The sequence below is a fragment of the Flavobacterium odoriferum genome (assembly GCF_025499515.1).
Taxonomy (GTDB): domain Bacteria; phylum Bacteroidota; class Bacteroidia; order Flavobacteriales; family Flavobacteriaceae; genus Flavobacterium; species Flavobacterium odoriferum.
In genome coordinates, this window is the sequence record NZ_JAMKFA010000003.1 from 110,432 (window position 1) to 127,738 (window position 17,307).

The 17,307-nt window shown below is 30.9% G+C and carries 15 protein-coding genes; 13 read left to right on the forward strand and 2 right to left on the reverse strand.

Annotated elements, in window-relative coordinates; genetic code table 11:
• Positions 1–7: 7 nt before the first annotated feature.
• Positions 8–793: a 5'-nucleotidase C-terminal domain-containing protein gene (locus M9Q43_RS03510; protein ID WP_262317595.1), complete on the reverse strand. Its 786-nt coding sequence runs from the start codon at positions 791–793 to the stop codon at positions 8–10.
• A gap of 45 nt (positions 794–838) precedes the next feature.
• Here M9Q43_RS03510 and M9Q43_RS03515 point away from each other — a divergent pair, with 45 nt between their 5' ends.
• The 13 genes from M9Q43_RS03515 to M9Q43_RS03575 all read left to right on the forward strand — a co-directional run bounded on the left by M9Q43_RS03515 (position 839) and on the right by M9Q43_RS03575 (position 16,488).
• Positions 839–1,357 carry a DUF6913 domain-containing protein gene (locus tag M9Q43_RS03515; RefSeq protein ID WP_262317596.1) on the forward strand — a complete coding sequence of 173 codons (519 nt, stop codon included), beginning with the start codon at positions 839–841 and terminating at the stop codon, positions 1,355–1,357.
• Positions 1,358–1,359: 2 nt separating this feature from the next.
• Positions 1,360–2,238, forward strand: coding sequence for a 4-hydroxy-tetrahydrodipicolinate synthase (gene dapA / locus M9Q43_RS03520; protein WP_262317597.1), 879 nt, complete (start codon positions 1,360–1,362; stop codon positions 2,236–2,238).
• Positions 2,239–2,334: 96 nt separating this feature from the next.
• Positions 2,335–3,129, forward strand: a complete 795-nt coding sequence (locus M9Q43_RS03525) for an outer membrane protein assembly factor BamD (RefSeq protein WP_262317598.1) — start codon at positions 2,335–2,337, stop codon at positions 3,127–3,129.
• A gap of 9 nt (positions 3,130–3,138) precedes the next feature.
• Positions 3,139–3,453: a DNA-directed RNA polymerase subunit omega gene (locus M9Q43_RS03530; RefSeq protein ID WP_166235835.1), complete on the forward strand. Its 315-nt coding sequence runs from the start codon at positions 3,139–3,141 to the stop codon at positions 3,451–3,453.
• 6 nt (positions 3,454–3,459) lie between these two features.
• Positions 3,460–4,671, forward strand: coding sequence for a bifunctional phosphopantothenoylcysteine decarboxylase/phosphopantothenate--cysteine ligase CoaBC (gene coaBC / locus M9Q43_RS03535; RefSeq protein WP_262317599.1), 1,212 nt, complete (start codon positions 3,460–3,462; stop codon positions 4,669–4,671).
• Positions 4,661–5,551: a type IX secretion system protein PorD gene (porD, locus tag M9Q43_RS03540; RefSeq protein ID WP_262317600.1), complete on the forward strand. Its 891-nt coding sequence runs from the start codon at positions 4,661–4,663 to the stop codon at positions 5,549–5,551. The genes coaBC and porD overlap by 11 nt, the downstream gene beginning before the upstream one ends.
• Positions 5,552–5,573: 22 nt before the next feature.
• Complete coding sequence (gene recN, locus M9Q43_RS03545) at positions 5,574–7,226, forward strand: DNA repair protein RecN (protein ID WP_262317601.1); 1,653 nt, start codon at positions 5,574–5,576, stop codon at positions 7,224–7,226.
• Between the two features lie 62 nt (positions 7,227–7,288).
• Complete coding sequence (fabV, locus tag M9Q43_RS03550) at positions 7,289–8,479, forward strand: enoyl-ACP reductase FabV (protein ID WP_262317602.1); 1,191 nt, start codon at positions 7,289–7,291, stop codon at positions 8,477–8,479.
• 163 nt (positions 8,480–8,642) lie between these two features.
• A complete protein-coding gene (locus M9Q43_RS03555) occupies positions 8,643–12,446 on the forward strand; it encodes a T9SS type A sorting domain-containing protein (RefSeq protein ID WP_262317603.1) in 3,804 nt (1,267 codons plus the stop codon).
• Positions 12,447–12,526: 80 nt separating this feature from the next.
• The gene (locus M9Q43_RS03560) at positions 12,527–13,525 is read left to right on the forward strand and encodes a glycosyltransferase (protein ID WP_262317604.1); all 999 of its coding nucleotides are present in this window, start codon (positions 12,527–12,529) and stop codon (positions 13,523–13,525) included.
• A gap of 3 nt (positions 13,526–13,528) precedes the next feature.
• Positions 13,529–14,116, forward strand: a complete 588-nt coding sequence (gene coaE / locus M9Q43_RS03565; protein ID WP_262317605.1) for a dephospho-CoA kinase — start codon at positions 13,529–13,531, stop codon at positions 14,114–14,116.
• Between the two features lie 71 nt (positions 14,117–14,187).
• Complete coding sequence (locus M9Q43_RS03570; protein WP_262317606.1) at positions 14,188–15,771, forward strand: sensor histidine kinase; 1,584 nt, start codon at positions 14,188–14,190, stop codon at positions 15,769–15,771.
• An 18-nt stretch (positions 15,772–15,789) separates the two neighbouring features.
• The gene (locus M9Q43_RS03575; protein WP_262317607.1) at positions 15,790–16,488 is read left to right on the forward strand and encodes a response regulator transcription factor; all 699 of its coding nucleotides are present in this window, start codon (positions 15,790–15,792) and stop codon (positions 16,486–16,488) included.
• A gap of 92 nt (positions 16,489–16,580) precedes the next feature.
• Here the strand turns inward: M9Q43_RS03575 and M9Q43_RS03580 are convergent, their stop codons facing one another.
• Positions 16,581–17,306 (reverse strand): acyl-[acyl-carrier-protein] thioesterase, encoded by a 726-nt coding sequence (locus M9Q43_RS03580; RefSeq protein ID WP_262317608.1) that lies wholly within the window; start codon positions 17,304–17,306, stop codon positions 16,581–16,583.
• Between the last annotated feature and the right edge of the window lies 1 nt (position 17,307).

Here is a 17,307-nt window from a genome sequence, read left to right on the forward strand (position 1 = left end):
GGTTAAGTTATTCTAAAATAATCTTTTCATCAGTAATTACAGGTAATGTATCTACTTTTTTGAAATAGTCAATCAGCATATTTCGCAACTTGTAATCCATGTCAAATTTCAGTTCACTTTCTTTGAAAAAAGTCATGTTGTCACCGCCATTTGAAAGATAATCAGATGTTGCAACATAATATATTTTATCGTCTTCAACGGGTTTTCTGTTGATTTCGATTCGGTTAACATTCAAATTATCTTTGTTTACAAAAATTTTAATTCCATAAAGTGGATGTGGCTTTTTTTCGGTCATTAAATAAGTTGCCATTTCTTTCACCTTGCTACCTTTTAATCCCACAATAATTAGGCTGTTTTCAAAAGGCATTACTTCAAATGCAGTTCTTGTTGTTACATTTCCTTGTGGAATAATGGAACGAATGCCGCCATGATTTAAAAGACATATATCGATGGATTTATTTTCTCTTTTTTGAAAAATTGGGTTTCCAAAATCAAAAACTACTTGTGCTAATAAATTACCAATAGTGGTTTGCCATTTGCCTTTACTTTTATCTAAAGTTTCGGGCGAAAATGCTAAAACACTATCTAAATCTTTTTTAATATGTTCTCGATATGGAGCAATATAGCTTTCAATTTGAGTATTTTCTCCTTTTTCTGCAGTTACTCCAATTTTCTTACCTTCAACTTTATAATTATAATATTCATTAGTTTTACACGAAAAGAAACAACTAAATGTTAATAATATAACAAAATAACGAAAAGATATCGTATTCTTTTTTACATTTACAATCATAATAAAAGACTTAATTTATAATTTTGTCCGAGATGTAAAAATACTATGTTTTATAAGATTTTAAAGAATTTTTTCCTAAAAAAAAACGTTACTAAAAGGTTACAAAATCAGCAACCGCTTTTAGAACACCAAAAAATTGAAACAATTGGATTGTTAGTTGATGAAACTTATTTTTCAAATACAGCAAGTTTAGTTGAAGCGATTTTAAGTCAAGGTTTTAGAAAAGAGCAAATTACAATTTTAGTTTATAAAGATAAAATCAAATCAAAAGAAGTGATTAGTGAACCTTTTTTGTCGTTAAAAAACATTTCGCTTTCTGGAGAAATTAACAAGCCTGAAGTAGTTGACTTTTTAGAAAAACCATTTGATTTATTGATAAACTATTATGATGTAAATAAATATGGAATTTTACTTTTGTCTATTAAATCTAAGGCAAATTTTAAAGTAGGATTTGATACAGTTGATAAAAGAGTAAATCATTTTATTGTTAAAGAATTAGTTGATAATTATAAAGAATTTACATCGGAATTATTCAAATATTTAAAAATTTTAAACAAAATATAAAAATGCAATCATTTATAGGAACTGGTGTTGCACTTGTTACGCCATTTAAAAAAGATTTTTCGGTTGATGTTGAAGCCTTAACAAGAATTGTAAATTATGTAATTGATGGAGGAGTTGAATATCTTGTGGTTTTAGGAACCACTGCAGAAACAGCAACGCTTTCTCAAGATGAAAAAGAGTTAGTAATTGATACAATTGTTAAAGCTAATAACCGAAGATTGCCTTTGGTTTTAGGAGTTGGCGGAAATAATACCATGAAAGTTGTTGAAGAATTAAAAACTAGAGATTTTTCTAATTTTTCGGCTATTTTATCGGTTTCTCCATATTACAACAAACCTACGCAAGAAGGAATTTATCAGCATTTTAAAGCAGTTGCTGAAGCATCTCCAATTCCAGTAATTGTGTACAATGTTCCAGGTAGAACAGCAAGTAATATGTTGCCATCAACAGTAATTAGATTAGCAAATGATTTTAAAAACATCATCGGAATCAAAGAAGCTGCAGGTGATATTGTTCAGGCAATGAAATTAATTCAAAATAAACCAGAAGGGTTTTTAGTAATTTCTGGAGATGATATGATTACTTTACCAATGGTTTTAGCGGGTGGAGCAGGAGTAATTTCAGTAATTGGTGAAGGTTTTCCAAAAGAATTTTCAGAAATGGTACGTTTAGGTTTACAACGAAAAGTAGACGAAGCCTACAAATTGCATTATCTTTTAGCTGATAGTATTGACATGATTTTCGAACAAGGAAATCCTGGAGGAATCAAAGAAGTCTTTAAAACATTAGGCTTGTCAGAGAACACTATGCGATTACCTTTAGTAAATGTAAATGAAGATTTAGCTTTAAGATTGCATAATTTCACTAAAAAATTAAGTTAAAAAAAAGATTTTTATAGTAAGTAAATTATATCTAAATTTGCAGTTGCTTTTTTAGGTATCGATTTATGGGTATTTAAAAAGTTAAAAGTAAAACAAATGAATAAAATTTTTAGTTTCCTTCTTGTATCTGTTTTGTTTGCATCTTGCAGTCAATATCAAAAAGCGTTAAAGTCTGATGATGTTGCTGTTAAAAGTGAAGCAGCAAATAAAATGTATGAAGCAGGAAAATACACAAAAGCAATACGTTTATACGAGCAAATTGCTCCAGCATACAAAGGAAAACCAAGTGCTGAGCGCATGTTTTTTTTGTATTCAAATTCATTGTATAAATCAGAACAATATTATCTAGCAGGTTATCAATTTGAAAATTTTGTTGCAACCTATCCAAAGAGCGAAAAAAGGGAAGAAGCAGCATTTTTAGCAGCTGAATGTTTTTACAGATTATCACCTGTGTATAGTTTGGATCAAGTAGATACTCAAAAAGCTTTAGATAAATTACAGCGTTTCATTGATGTTTATCCAAGTTCTGAATATTTAGAAAAAGCAAACGTTTATGTAAAGGAGTTAAGAGAAAAACAAGAAAAGAAAGCATTTGAAATTGCAAAACAATACAATACTATTTCTGATTTTAAAGGTGCTTTAAAAGCATTAGAAAATTTTATTTCAGATTATCCAGGAACACCTTTTAAAGAACAAGCATTATATTACAGATTGGATTCGGCATACAAATTAGCAATAAATAGTATTGAATCTAAAAAACAAGAACGTTTAGCTTATGCTAAAACAACTCATAGCAGTTTGATGAAATTCAACAGCGCTTCAGAGTACAAAGAAGAAGCTGACAAAATGTTAGCTGAAATTGAAAAAGAATTACAACAATTTTCTAAATAAAACTAAATCATGGATTTAAAGAAAACAAATGCTCCTGTAAACACTATTACTTACAATAAAAGTAAATTAGAAGAGCCTACTGGAAACATTTATGAAGCGATAACTATCATGGCTAAACGCGCTAATCAAATTAATACCGAAATCAAAAAGGAATTAATCGAAAAATTAGAAGAGTTTGCTACTTACAACGATAGTTTAGAAGAAGTTTTTGAAAACAAAGAGCAAATTGAAGTTTCAAAATTCTATGAAAAATTACCAAAACCTCACGCTTTAGCAGTACAAGAGTGGGAAGAAGGTAAAATATACTACAGAGACTCTAAATAATTCAATATGTCTGTTTTAAGCGGTAAAAAAATCTTGCTAGGTGTATCTGGTGGTATAGCTGCTTACAAAACAGCCAATTTGGTTAGACTTTTTATAAAAGCAGGTGCACAAGTACAAGTTGTAATGTCGCCTGCTTCTTTGCATTTTGTTACGCCACTAACATTAGCTACACTTTCTAAAAATCCAGTGTATTCTACTTTTTATAACGAAGAAGAAGCTACAGGTGAATGGAATAATCATGTAGAACTAGGACTTTGGGCAGATTTGATGCTCGTAGCTCCAGCAACAGCTAATACACTATCTAAAATGGCAAATGGAAATTGTGATAATTTACTTATAGCAACTTATTTGTCTGCAAAATGCCCAGTTTATTTTGCGCCTGCAATGGATTTAGATATGTACAAGCATCCTTCAACTTTAGATAGTTTTCACAAACTTAAATCATTTGGAAATACAATAATTCCTGCCGAAAATGGTGAATTAGCAAGTGGTTTATCAGGCGAAGGAAGAATGGCAGAACCTGAAAATATCGTTGCCTTCTTAGAAAATGATATTTTAGAAAAATTACCATTAAAAGGTAAAAAAATATTAGTTACAGCTGGACCTACATTTGAAGCAATAGACCCAGTACGATTTATTGGAAATCATTCTTCTGGCAAAATGGGATTTGATATTGCCAATGAAGCAGCTAAAAATGGAGCAGAAGTAGTTCTAATTTCTGGGCCAACACATTTGAAAACAGAAAATTCTCAAGTAAATTTAATTAGAGTTACCTCAGCGCAAGAAATGTACGATGCTTGCCATCAATACTATACTGATGTTGATGTTGCTATTGCAGCAGCAGCAGTTGCCGATTATAAACCAAAAAATGTTGCCAATCAGAAAATAAAAAAGAATGATGCAACGTTTACTATAGAGTTAGAAAAAACAAAAGATATCTTAGCTTCACTAGGTGCAATTAAAAAAAAGCAGTTTTTAATTGGTTTTGCATTGGAAACAGAAAATGAAATTGAACATGCTAAGCTAAAAATTCAGAAAAAAAACTTAGATTTGATAGTTTTAAATTCATTAAATGATAAAGGTGCTGGTTTTGGTAAGCCAACAAATAAAGTTACTTTTATTGATAAAAATTTTCAGATTGAACCAATGGATTTAAAATCAAAAGAAGCAGTTGCTTTAGATATTATTAATAAAATAATCCAACATTATGATGCGTAATCTATTTTTACTTTTAGTCTTTTTATTCACTAATGTTGCTCTTTCACAAGAATTACGTGCTACTGTAGCTGTAAATTATGAGCAAGTAAATAATGGAAACCCTCAGTTGTTTAAGAATTTGGAAAAACAAATAACAGAGTTTTTAAATAATACAAAATGGACAGAAAATGAAGTAAAAGATGTTGAAAAAATTGAATGTAATTTTTTCATAAATGTTACATCTTATGGTTCAAATAATTTCGAAGCTACCTTACAAGTACAAGCTTCTCGTCCTGTTTTTAATTCAACGTTATCATCTCCGATTTTAAATGTAAATGATAAAAATTTCAATTTTCGATTTATTGAATTTGAAAACATGATTTATGATGCCAATAATTTTTCTTCAAATTTAGTTTCTGTATTAGCTTTTTATTCTAATTTAATAATTGGAATTGATATGGATTCGTTTTCAAAATTAGGAGGTACAGAATACCTAGGAATAGCTGCAAATATTGTAAATGTAGCTCAGTCAAGCGGTTTTAAAGGTTGGAGCCAATCTGAAAGCGGAAATAATAATAGAAATTTCTTGATTTCAGATATGCTTTCTAATACATTTGAACCTTTTAGAACGGCAATGTATCTTTATCACAGAGAAGGCGTAGATAAAATGGCTGAAAATATTTTGCAAGGAAAAGAAGGTGTTTCTAAAGCCATTCAAGTTTTAGAAGAGATTCAAAAAACACGTACAAATTCATTAATCACAAGAACTTTTTTTGATATAAAAGCAGACGAAATTGTTTCTATTTTTTCGGGTGGACCAAAAATGGATGTATCAAAATTAGTTGAAACTTTAAACAGAATTTCGCCACTGAATTCTCAAAAATGGAATAAAATAAGATAATTTTTTATTCAAAATAAATCGTATGCTACTTTCACTTTCCATAAAAAATTATGCGTTAATTGAATCGCTCGAAACTGATTTTTCCAATCAGTTTTCTGTTATTACAGGAGAAACTGGTGCTGGAAAATCAATTCTTTTAGGAGCTTTAGGGTTGGTTCTTGGAAATAGAGCCGATTTAACTTCTTTAAAAGATAAAGAACAAAAATGTATTATTGAAGCAAACTTTTCGATTTCAAATTATAATTTGAAACCTTTTTTTGAGGAAAACGATTTAGATTATGAAGATAAAACCATCATTAGAAGAGAAATTTTACCTTCCGGAAAATCGAGAGCCTTTATTAATGATAGTCCAGTAAATCTTCAAGAACTTCAAGCATTAAGTTCTTTTTTATTGGATATTCATTCGCAACAACAAACACGTGAATTAACTGAAGAAGCTTATCAATTAGAAATTTTGGATGCGGTTGCGAATAATCAGGATGCAATTTCTAATTACCAAAAAATATTAACTTCTTTCAAGTCAAAACAGAAAGAAGTAAAACAAATGATTGCCGAAAAAGAAACGTTGGAAAAAGAACATGAATATCATTCTTTTCTGCTAAACGAACTTTTAGCTGCTAATTTAACTAATGGAGAACAAGAAACATTAGAGCAAGAATTAGAGCAATTGAGCAATGTAGAGCTTATCAAAGAAAATTTTGAACGCATTTTAGTTATTGCTAATGAGGAGCAAGTTGGAACATTGGTAAATCTAAAAGAAATTAAATTAGCACTTCAAAAACTTTCTGTTTTTTCTCCAAATTACGCTATTCTTCATGAACGTTTAATGAGTAGTTTGTTAGAATTAGAAGATATTTTTAACGAATGCGAGCAAAATAACGAAAAAATAATTGCCGATCCCGAACGATTGGAATTGGTAAATACAAAATTGCAAACCATTTACAATTTACAGAAAAAGCATCAAGTTGATTCGATTGAAAAACTATTAGTGATTCAAAATGAATTAGATAGCAAAGTAATGAAAGTGGATGATTTGGAAAATGCTATTTTAAAAACACAAAAAGAACTACAGGAAATTACTTTAAGAATTGATGAAATTGCTTTAAAAATTTCAGAAAATAGAAAAAATGCAGTTCCAAAATTAGTAGATAAAATCAAACATATTCTTTCGCAATTAGGAATGGCAGAAGCTAATTTTCAGTTTGAGATTACAACTACATCTTCCTATTTTTTAAATGGAAAAGATGAAGTTAGTTTACTATTTTCAGCTAATAAAGGAACCAGTTTTGGACTACTTAAAAAAGTTGCTTCAGGTGGAGAAATGTCACGAATTATGTTGGCAATCAAAGCTATTTTGGCAAACTATTCAAAACTTCCAACTATAATTTTTGACGAAATTGACACAGGAGTTTCAGGTGAAATTGCTATTAAAATGGGTGAAATCATGAAAGAAATGAGTAAAACCATGCAAGTTTTTGCAATTACACATTTACCACAAATTGCAGCCAAAGGAAATTCACATTATAAAGTTATAAAAAGAAGTCAAGGCGAGACAACAATTTCAGAATTATTACTATTATCACCAGACGACAGAATTCAACAAATTGCAGAAATGCTTTCCGGAAAAGACGTTTCAGAATCGGCTTTACAGCATGCAAAAGCTTTGCTGAATTAAAATTTTAGCCTACTTTTGTTATTCAAATTAGAAAAATTACAAACCAATATAAAATTTACAAGATGATTATAGAACCAAGAATGAGAGGATTTATTTGTTTGACAGCTCACCCAAAAGGTTGCGAACAAAATGTAAAAAATCAAATTGCTTATGTACAATCAAAAGGAAAAATTAATGGACCCAAAAGAGTTCTTGTAATTGGAGCTTCAACAGGTTTTGGTTTAGCTTCAAGAATTACATCTGCTTTTGGTTCTGACGCATCAACAATAGGTGTGTTTTTTGAAAAAGAACCATCAGAAGGAAAAACTGCTTCACCTGGTTGGTACAATTCTGCGGCATTTGAAATGGAAGCTCAAAAAGCGGGTTTGTATGCAAAAAGTATTAATGGTGATGCATTTTCAAACGAAGTAAAACAACAAACCATCGATATGATCAAATCAGATTTAGGTCAGATTGATTTAATTATTTACAGTTTAGCTTCACCTGTGCGTCAACATCCGGTTACGGGTGTTTTACATCGTTCAACTTTAAAGCCAATTGGTTCAACTTTTACCAACAAAACCGTTGATTTTCATACGGGAAATGTAACGCAAGTTTCGATTGAACCAGCTAATCAAGAGGATATTGATAATACTGTTGTGGTTATGGGTGGAGAAGATTGGGCAATGTGGATTGATGCTTTAAAAGAAGCTGATGTTTTAGCTGATGGATTAACAACAATTGCATATTCATATATTGGACCAGAAGTAACTGAAGCTGTATATAGAAAAGGAACTATTGGTCGTGCAAAAGATCATTTAGAAGCTACCGCTTTTGAAATTACAGATAAATTAAAAGACATCAACGGAAAAGGTTATGTTTCTGTTAATAAAGCTTTAGTAACACAAGCAAGTTCGGCAATTCCAGTAATTCCATTATATATTTCATTATTGTACAAAATTATGAAAGCTGAAGGAATTCACGAAGGTTGTATTGAGCAAATTCAGAGATTATACGCTGAAAGATTATATACAGGAAATACAGTTCCAACAGATGAAAAAGGAAGAATTAGAATTGATGATTGGGAAATGCGTGCCGATGTACAAGAAAAAATAGCAAAACTTTGGCTGGAATCAACTACAGAATCTCTTGTAGAATTAGGTGATTTAGCGGGTTATAAACAAGATTTCTTAAATCTATTTGGATTTGGATTTGAAGGTGTTGATTACCTTGCAAATACTAATGAAATTGTAGCTATTCCTAGTATAAAATAATCACATTATAAAAAAAAAATGTTATAAAATCCTGACTTGTTCAGGATTTTGTGTTTTTTAGCGATTTTTTTTACTTTTTATCGATATTGAAAAAAGTATTACATTGTTGTTTATTAATTATTATTAAATTAGCAGTTGCTTAACAATTAATTAATTAATATTTATGAAAAAAATTACTTTATGGTTATTTGCTCTCTTTACGTGTTGGCAAATAAATGCACAAGTAGGTATTGTCCAAAGTTTTCCTAATACAACAACTCCTGCGGGTTGGAATGTAGGTTCTGGTGGATTGTCAACTACTCAGGCTTGTGCTTCAGCTTCATGGAGAGGCAATGTTTATAATGCAGATGCTAGAATTCTTACTTCTGAGGCTCAAGTGTCTAATGGGCAAGATTTAACAATCTCTTTTGATTACAAGATCGTAAACTGGTCGGCTGCAACTGTTGCAACAAACCCTTATAACGGAACTGTTACAACTCAAATTTCTCTTGACGGAGGAACAACATGGACTGTTACAGCTGGTGTAATAAACAATGCTAATCATGTTCCAGGAAATACTTGTGTTAACGTAAGTTATATTGTTCCAGGAGCAAGCGTTCCTGCAGCATCTAATGTTAGAGTTAGATGGAACTGTGTTTTTGGTACAAGTGGAGATTACTATGTTTACATAGATAATATTTCTGCTACACAACCTACATCAACACCTCCTTTATGCACAGTATTATCTTCACCTACTAATGGTGCTTTGAATGTTTCTAATACTACTATTACATGGAATGGAGCATCAGGAATTCCAACAGGTTATAAATTAAATGTTGGTACTACTGCTGGTGGAACAGATGTTTTAAATGGTTTTAATGTTGGAAATGTGCTTTCTTACAATTTAGGAGCTTTAGATTTAGATACAACTTATTATGTAACAGTTATTCCTTACAATGCAAATGGAGACGCTACAGGTTGTACAGAATCAAGTTTTACAACTTGTGGAGATATTGGTGATTTTTCAGAAAATTTTGATGCTTTAGGAGCTACAAATTTAATCCCAGCATGTTGGAGTAGAGTTTTAAGCAATGGTGTAAGTACTTTTGCTACAGTTGGGACATCAACAACTAATAACAGTGCGCCTTATAGTATTGCTTTATATAACTCTGATTCTCCTGCTACTTCAAATATTATGTTAGTTACTCCTTACATCAATAATATTGATGCAGGTACAAACAGATTGAAATTTTTTGCTAGAAATTCAACAGCATCAGAAGATATTCAAGTAGGAACGATGAGTAATCCTGCAGATGCTTCTACATTTACAGTTTTACAAACTGTTGATTTAAGCACAACTTTCCAAGAATATTCAGTAAGTTTTGCTGGTTATTCTGGTACAGATCAATATATTGCATTAAGAAGATTATCTACATCTACTTATACATATGTATATATTGATAATGTTGTTTGGGAAGCAATTCCTGCTGTTGCACCATCATGTGTGGCTATTACTTCTCCTACAGATGGAGCTATTAATGTTATGAACTCTAGTGTAACTTGGGCTAGTAATGCAGATGCAACTGGTTATTATATTAACGTAGGTTATGCAACTGGAACAACAGATGTATTAAACTTGCAAGATGTTGGAAATGTAACTTCATATTCATTCCCAACAGATCCTGACACAACTTATTTTGTTACAATTGTACCTTATAATGCTTTTGGATCTGCTACTGGACCTTGTACAGAGATTTCTTTTACAACTTGTGGATATTTAGCTGTTCCAAGTTTAGAAACTTTTGATACTTTCTTACCTTCTTGTTGGCAAGAAGCAGATAATGGTGATTTAGTATCTGGTCCAGCTACTTTTGGTGCTGCTGGTTGGTTTGCAGATGGATTTGGAAATGTTGGAACAACAGGTTCTATTGCATACGAAATTTGGTTAGCATCTGCTAATGACTGGATTATTTCTCCAGTAGTTAGTATACCTGCAACTGGATATGAATTAAAATTTGATGCTGCAGCAACTCAGTGGAATACTACTGCTGCTCCAACAACACCATGGGAAGCTGATGATTTTGTTCAAGTTCTTATTTCTACAACAGGTACAGATAATTGGATAGTTTTAGATACTTACAATAGTACAAATGTTCCAGCTACAACAGGAACAACAAATATTATTGATTTAGATGCTTATGCAGGAATGGATGTTCGTTTTGCATACAGAGTTGTTGAAGGTACTGCCGATGGTGGTGCTGATTTGAATTTCTATGTTGATAATTTTGAAGTAAGATTAACTCCTGCAACAGCACCATCTTGTGCTACTAATGTTGTAGCTACTCCTAATGCAACTTGTGGAAATTTCGCTAATAGTATTACTTGGGATGCAGCTTCTGGTGCAGATGGATATTTTATTACTGTAGGAACTACTACAGGAGGAACAGATGTTGCTAATAATGTTGATTTAGGAAACGTATTATCATACAATTTCACGGGTACAATAGGAACAACGTATTATTATACTATTTTACCATATAACGGGGTAGGTCCTGCAACTGGATGTACAGAAATGTCATTTACAACTAATGCAAACGGATGCTATTGTACTTCATCTCCGTCAGCTACTAATTTTGATGGTAATGGTATATCAAATGTTTTAATTGTTGCAACTAATATTCCAAATGCTGCAGTTCCATATACTGATAATACTGCTGTTCCAGTTGATATGTCTCAAGGTATTAGTAACAATGTTCAAATTACTTTTGAAACAGGTTTTACTTATGATGTAAATATTTGGATAGATTTTAATGATGATTTCGATTTTAATGATGCTGGAGAATTAGTTCAAACTGGTATTGCATCAACAAATGCAAACCCAACAACATTAGATGCTTCTTTTGTTATGCCTGGTTCTGCTCCTCTTGGTTTACATAGAATGAGAATTGGAACAGCTGATGGAGGTCAAGTTCCACCAAATGCATGTTACAGTGGAGATTGGGGTGTAACAATTGATTACACGGTAAATATTATTGCTGCTACTTGTACACCTGCTTCGGCAACTGCTACTGTAGTTCCTGCTTGTGGTACTGCTCAGTTCTCAGTTGATGTAAATGTTACAGCTTTAGGTAGTGGTACTCCTTCAATTTCTGATGGAACAACTACATGGCCTGTTACTGCAATTGGAGTTGTTAATGTTGGTCCATTTGCTGATGCATCTTCAGTAACTCTAACATTATTGCATGGTTCAGATTCAACTTGTAACTTACCTTTAGGTTCATTTACATACACTTGTCCAGCGGTAAATGATGATTTATGTAATGCAATTCCAATAACAGTTAATGCAACTTCTACAGGAACTGCATATGGAAATGTGGGAGCTACAGCTCAGGCTAATGAGCCAGTTCCTGGATGTTTCAGTGACAATATTAATGGTTCTGTATGGTTTAGTTTTGTTGCACCTGCTTCTGGTGAAGTAAATATTACAACAGATATCGCTGGCGCTACTTTAATAGATACTGAAATTGCTGTTTATGCTGCTTCAGGAGTTACTTGTTCAGATTTATCTACACTTGGGGCTGATTTAGGTTGTGATCAAGATGGTGGAACAACAATTAATTATAATTCATTCTTAAACTTAGCAGGTCTAACGCCAAGTGAAACTTATTACATTCAAGTTGATGATTATGGTTTTGGAGTAACACAAGGTTCTTTTGGATTAGAAGTTACTGAAGTATTATCTTCAGATTCTTTTGATAACAATAGTTTCGTAGCATATCCAAACCCAGTAAAAGATATCTTCAATGTATCTTATTCTTCTGAAATTTCTTCAGTTAGAGTATTGAATTTATTGGGTCAAGAAGTTATTACTAAAAACGTTGGTTCAACTTCAACACAAGTTGATATGTCTCAATTAAGTTCTGGTGCTTACATTGTTAATGTAACAGTAGGTGATACTATCAAAACAATTAAAGTTGTTAAGCAATAATTAGAGATAAAATCTAATATATTAAAAAGTCCCGCTTTGGCGGGACTTTTGTTTTTTGTTATATTTGTAAAAATTAGAATATGTATTTTTCTTTTATTATTCCTGTATATAATAGACCTGATGAAATTGATGAACTGTTAGAAAGTTTATCAAAATTAAATACTGACACCACTTTTGAAGTAGTTGTAGTTGAAGACGGCTCAACAATTTCATGTGAACACATCATTGAAAAATACAATTCAAAACTTGCAATATCATATTATTTTAAAGGAAATTCTGGGCCAGGCGATTCTCGAAATTATGGAATGCGAGTTGCAAAAGGAGATTATTTCATCATTTTAGATTCAGATTGTATTATTCCCGAGCAATATTTGCAACACGTAACCAAAAGTTTGCAAAGTGATTTTGTAGATTGTTTTGGTGGACCAGATGCTGCATTAGACTCTTTTTCGGATGTGCAAAAAGCCATAAATTTTACTATGACATCTTTTTTAACAACTGGAGGAATTAGAGGAGGAAGTGAAAAAGTTGATAAATTTCAACCACGAAGTTTTAATATGGGATTGTCTAAAAAAGCATTTGAAACTTCCAATGGTTTTGGAAATATTCATCCGGGTGAAGATCCAGATTTATCCATCAGATTGTGGAATTTAGGCTTTCGAACCAAATTAATTAAAGAAGCTTTCGTGTATCATAAAAGAAGAATTAGTTGGGAAAAATTCCAAATTCAAGTCAATAAATTCGGAAAGGCACGACCAATTCTAAATTCTTGGTATCCACAACATACAAAAATCACATTTTGGTTTCCAAGTTTATTTTTATTAGGATTCGTAGTTTCTTTTTTGTTGACCTTTGTAAAATTTCCTTATTTCTTAGGGTTGTATGTATTGTATTTTGGGCTTTTATTTGGCTCATCTTTACTGATGAATAAAAGCTTTAAAATCGCAGCTTATTCAGTGTATGCTGCAATTATTCAGTTTTATGGTTATGGAAAAGGATTTTTACTATCGTTTTATAAAATATTTGTTTTAAAACTAGAACCACAAAAAGCTTTTCCAGAATTATTTTTTAAAAAATAAATAATGACAAGAATTATTGGTTTAACAGGTGGAATTGGCAGCGGAAAATCGACTGTAGCAACTTATATTGCTTCAAAAGGTATTCCTGTTTATATTGCTGATGAGGAAGCCAAAAAACTAATGGATTCTAAACGAATTTCAACAAAAATTCAAGCTATTTTTTCTGAAAACATTCTTTCCGAAAAAGGAAAATTAGACCGAAAAAAAATAGCAACAATAGTTTTCAATTCTCCCGAAAAACTATCAGAATTAAATGCAATTGTTCATCCTGAAGTTAAAAAACACTTTGCAAATTGGCTCAAAAAACACAAAAATGCTCCTTTTGTTATTAAAGAAGTTGCTATTTTGTTTGAAACCAAAGGAAATTTATCATGCGATAAGGTGATTTTAATTACAGCTCCACAAGAAATTCGCATCGAAAGAGCCATGAAACGTGACAATGTGGATAGAGAAAGCATTTTGAAACGTATTCAAAATCAATTGCCTGAAGAAGAAAAAATCCAAAAAAGCGATTTTGTAGTATATAATATTGAGCTACAAAATACGTTTAAAGAAGTAGACCAAATTCTTAAAATTTTATCAAAAGCATAAAAAAAGGTTTTTATGTTAATCTTTGGTTAATGTATTTTAACAAGATATGTTAAAATGTTAAATTTGTGTCGATGAATAAATCAAGGTTTAGATTATTAGTCTTTTTAATGAGCTTGTCATTAATAGGAATTATTGTAGTTCAATTATATTGGATTACAACTTCTTTGAATAAAAATGAAGAAGAATTCAAATATCATGTACAGCAGGTGCTTGGTAATGTGTCAAATGCAATAAAAGACAAAGAATTGGTTTCCTTTTACAAACAATACAATAAAATTAAAGACAGTATTGGTACCGTTCCAAAAGAAGAAGATTTAAAAGAAATATACTTCTATGAACGCGATAAAAAAACTAATGAAACAATAATTTATTCTAACACACTTGTTGCCGAAAATTACGGAATTACAGGTTCGTTCTTTGATAAAAATACAAACTCAGTCAATTTTGATAAAGTTGTTTCTAAACGAAAAACAGAAATATACAATGGAAATTCAATCAACGATGGAAGTTTTCAAATGAATGCTCAACCGAATGTTACCATTAAAAAATCGGGAAGTTTATCCAGTTTAGATAAAGCTAATTTTGAAGTTGCTTTTAAAGATATTGTTTCTCAAAAGCCTTTGCAACAAAGAATTTCTAACGAAGAACTTGAAAAATTGTTAAAGACTGAATTAAACAAATATGGTGTTAAAACACCTTTTGAATTCGGTATTTATAGCAACGGTTTAGCAACAAAAATCCGTTCAGATAAATTCAAATACGATAAAAAAACAACTTATGGAATTCCAGTTTTTCAAGATAACGAAGGATTGTCTCAATACCAGTTATTAGTAGGATTTCCTCATAAAAGTAAATTTGTTTTTTCGTCATTAATTGGAATTACAAGTTTATCGTTATTGTTCACGTTGGTTATTGTTTTAACTTATTCAAGTGCATTGAATCAGTTGATAAAGCAAAAGCAAATTTCTGAAATTAAGACCGATTTTATCAACAATATGACTCATGAGTTTAAAACACCTATTGCAACTATAAATTTAGCTTTAGATGCTATAAAAAACCCTAAAATTATTGATGATAAGGAAAAAGTACAACGTTATCTTCAAATGATTAAAGAAGAAAACAAACGAATGCACGCTCAGGTTGAAAATGTTCTTAGGATTTCTAAATTAGAAAAAAACGAATTGGACATCTCTAAAGAACCAAGAGATGTTTCTGAAATTATTGAAGATGCAATTGATCATGTTAGCTTAATTGTCGAAGATAGAGAAGGAATTGTTAATAAGCATTTTAATGCACAACGAAATACCATTTTGTTAAACGAAGTACATTTTACCAATGTATTAGTTAACGTATTAGATAATGCTATAAAATATTCGCCAAACGCACCAATTATTGATGTTTTTACCGAAAATATTAAAGATTTTATCTTGATAAAAATTCAAGATCAAGGTGCAGGAATGAGCAAAGTTGCTCAAAAAAGAGTGTTTGAAAAATTTTATAGAGAACACACAGGAGATTTACACAATGTAAAAGGTCACGGGCTTGGTTTAGCCTACGTAAAACAAATTGTAGAAGATCATAACGGACAAATTTATGTAGAAAGCGAAAAAGGAAAGGGTAGTACCTTTATTATAAAAATGCCATTAATAAATTAAAATATACACACAATTACTATGGAAGGAAAAAAAATATTATTAGTAGAAGATGATCCAAATTTTGGAGCCGTTTTAAAAGATTATTTAATGATCAATGATTTCGATGTTACGTTAGCAAAAAACGGAATGGAAGGATTTGAAAAATTTAAAAAAGACACATACGATTTATGCATTTTAGATGTAATGATGCCCTATAAAGATGGTTACACATTGGCAAGAGAAATTCGTGAGAAAAATCAAGAAGTGCCAATCATCTTTTTAACAGCAAAAACATTAAAAGAAGACGTTTTAAAAGGCTATAAAGTAGGAGCAGACGATTATTTAAACAAACCCTTTGATTCTGAAGTGTTGTTAGTAAAAATCAAAGCAATTATTCAACGTAAAGCTTCAGAGGTAAAACCAGACACCAATCAGTTTGAGTTTACAATTGGTAAATTTCATTTGAATTCAAAATTACGTTTCTTAACTTTTCCAGGGCAAGAACCAATTAAGTTGTCACCAAAAGAGTGTGAATTATTAAAAATGTTAGCTCTTTTTGAAAACGATTTAATGCCAAGAGAATTAGCCTTGACAAAAATTTGGAGAGACGATAACTACTTCACATCAAGAAGTATGGATGTGTACATTGCTAAATTGAGAAAATTCTTAAAATTAGACGAAAACGTAGAAATCTTAAACGTTCACGGAGAAGGTTTTAGATTGCTAATCAAACAATAATTATAAATATATTTCATTCTGAACTTGTTTCGGAATCAAATATAAACGAAAAAAAACGCTATCAAAAATAAAAATTTTGATAGCGTTTTTTTTCATAGAATCAAATCTAAAGCAAAACAAATTTTATCTTCTTTAGCAATGGTATATGTTGTTTCGCAATTAGAAATTACGACTTCATCATTCAAATTTAATTCTTTCAAAAAATTCATTTCAAAACCTTTGATTTTTTGTCTTAAAATTAATTTTGAATCTATTACATTTAAGCACCATTCCAAATATTTTACATTGTTGGCGTGGTTCACAATATCAATATCAGATAATTGCACTTTGTAATTATTAATAGCTTTAAAATCAATATTCAAATTAATTTTTTGAACTTCTTTTTCGGTTGCATCATGTTCAGGAAATTTTGTAAAATGTTCGTGTTGCAAAGCCAAATTTTCTGGTCTTCGTGTTTGCGTATTCATAGCTACCCAATAGGTTTCACAACCTGCTAATTTTTCATCGCCACGATACAATTCTAAGCAACGAGTTGAACGCGAATTTTCTAACGATTTTATCCAAGTTTTTACGGTTACTTTCTCTTTCCATTTTGGCAAGCTGATAATTTCTAAACGCATTTTGCTCATTACCCAAGCCTGGTGATGTTCTTGCATATCGCTAAAACTAATTCCACCTAAATCGGCATGAATTCCGGCAGTAATTTGAAAAATATTACACAAATCGGTATATTTCAATAAACCATTTGGATAGCATTGCAGAAAATTGATTTCGTATTCTTGTTCTAAGATGGAAGTAAAGTTGGGTGAAATAGGCATT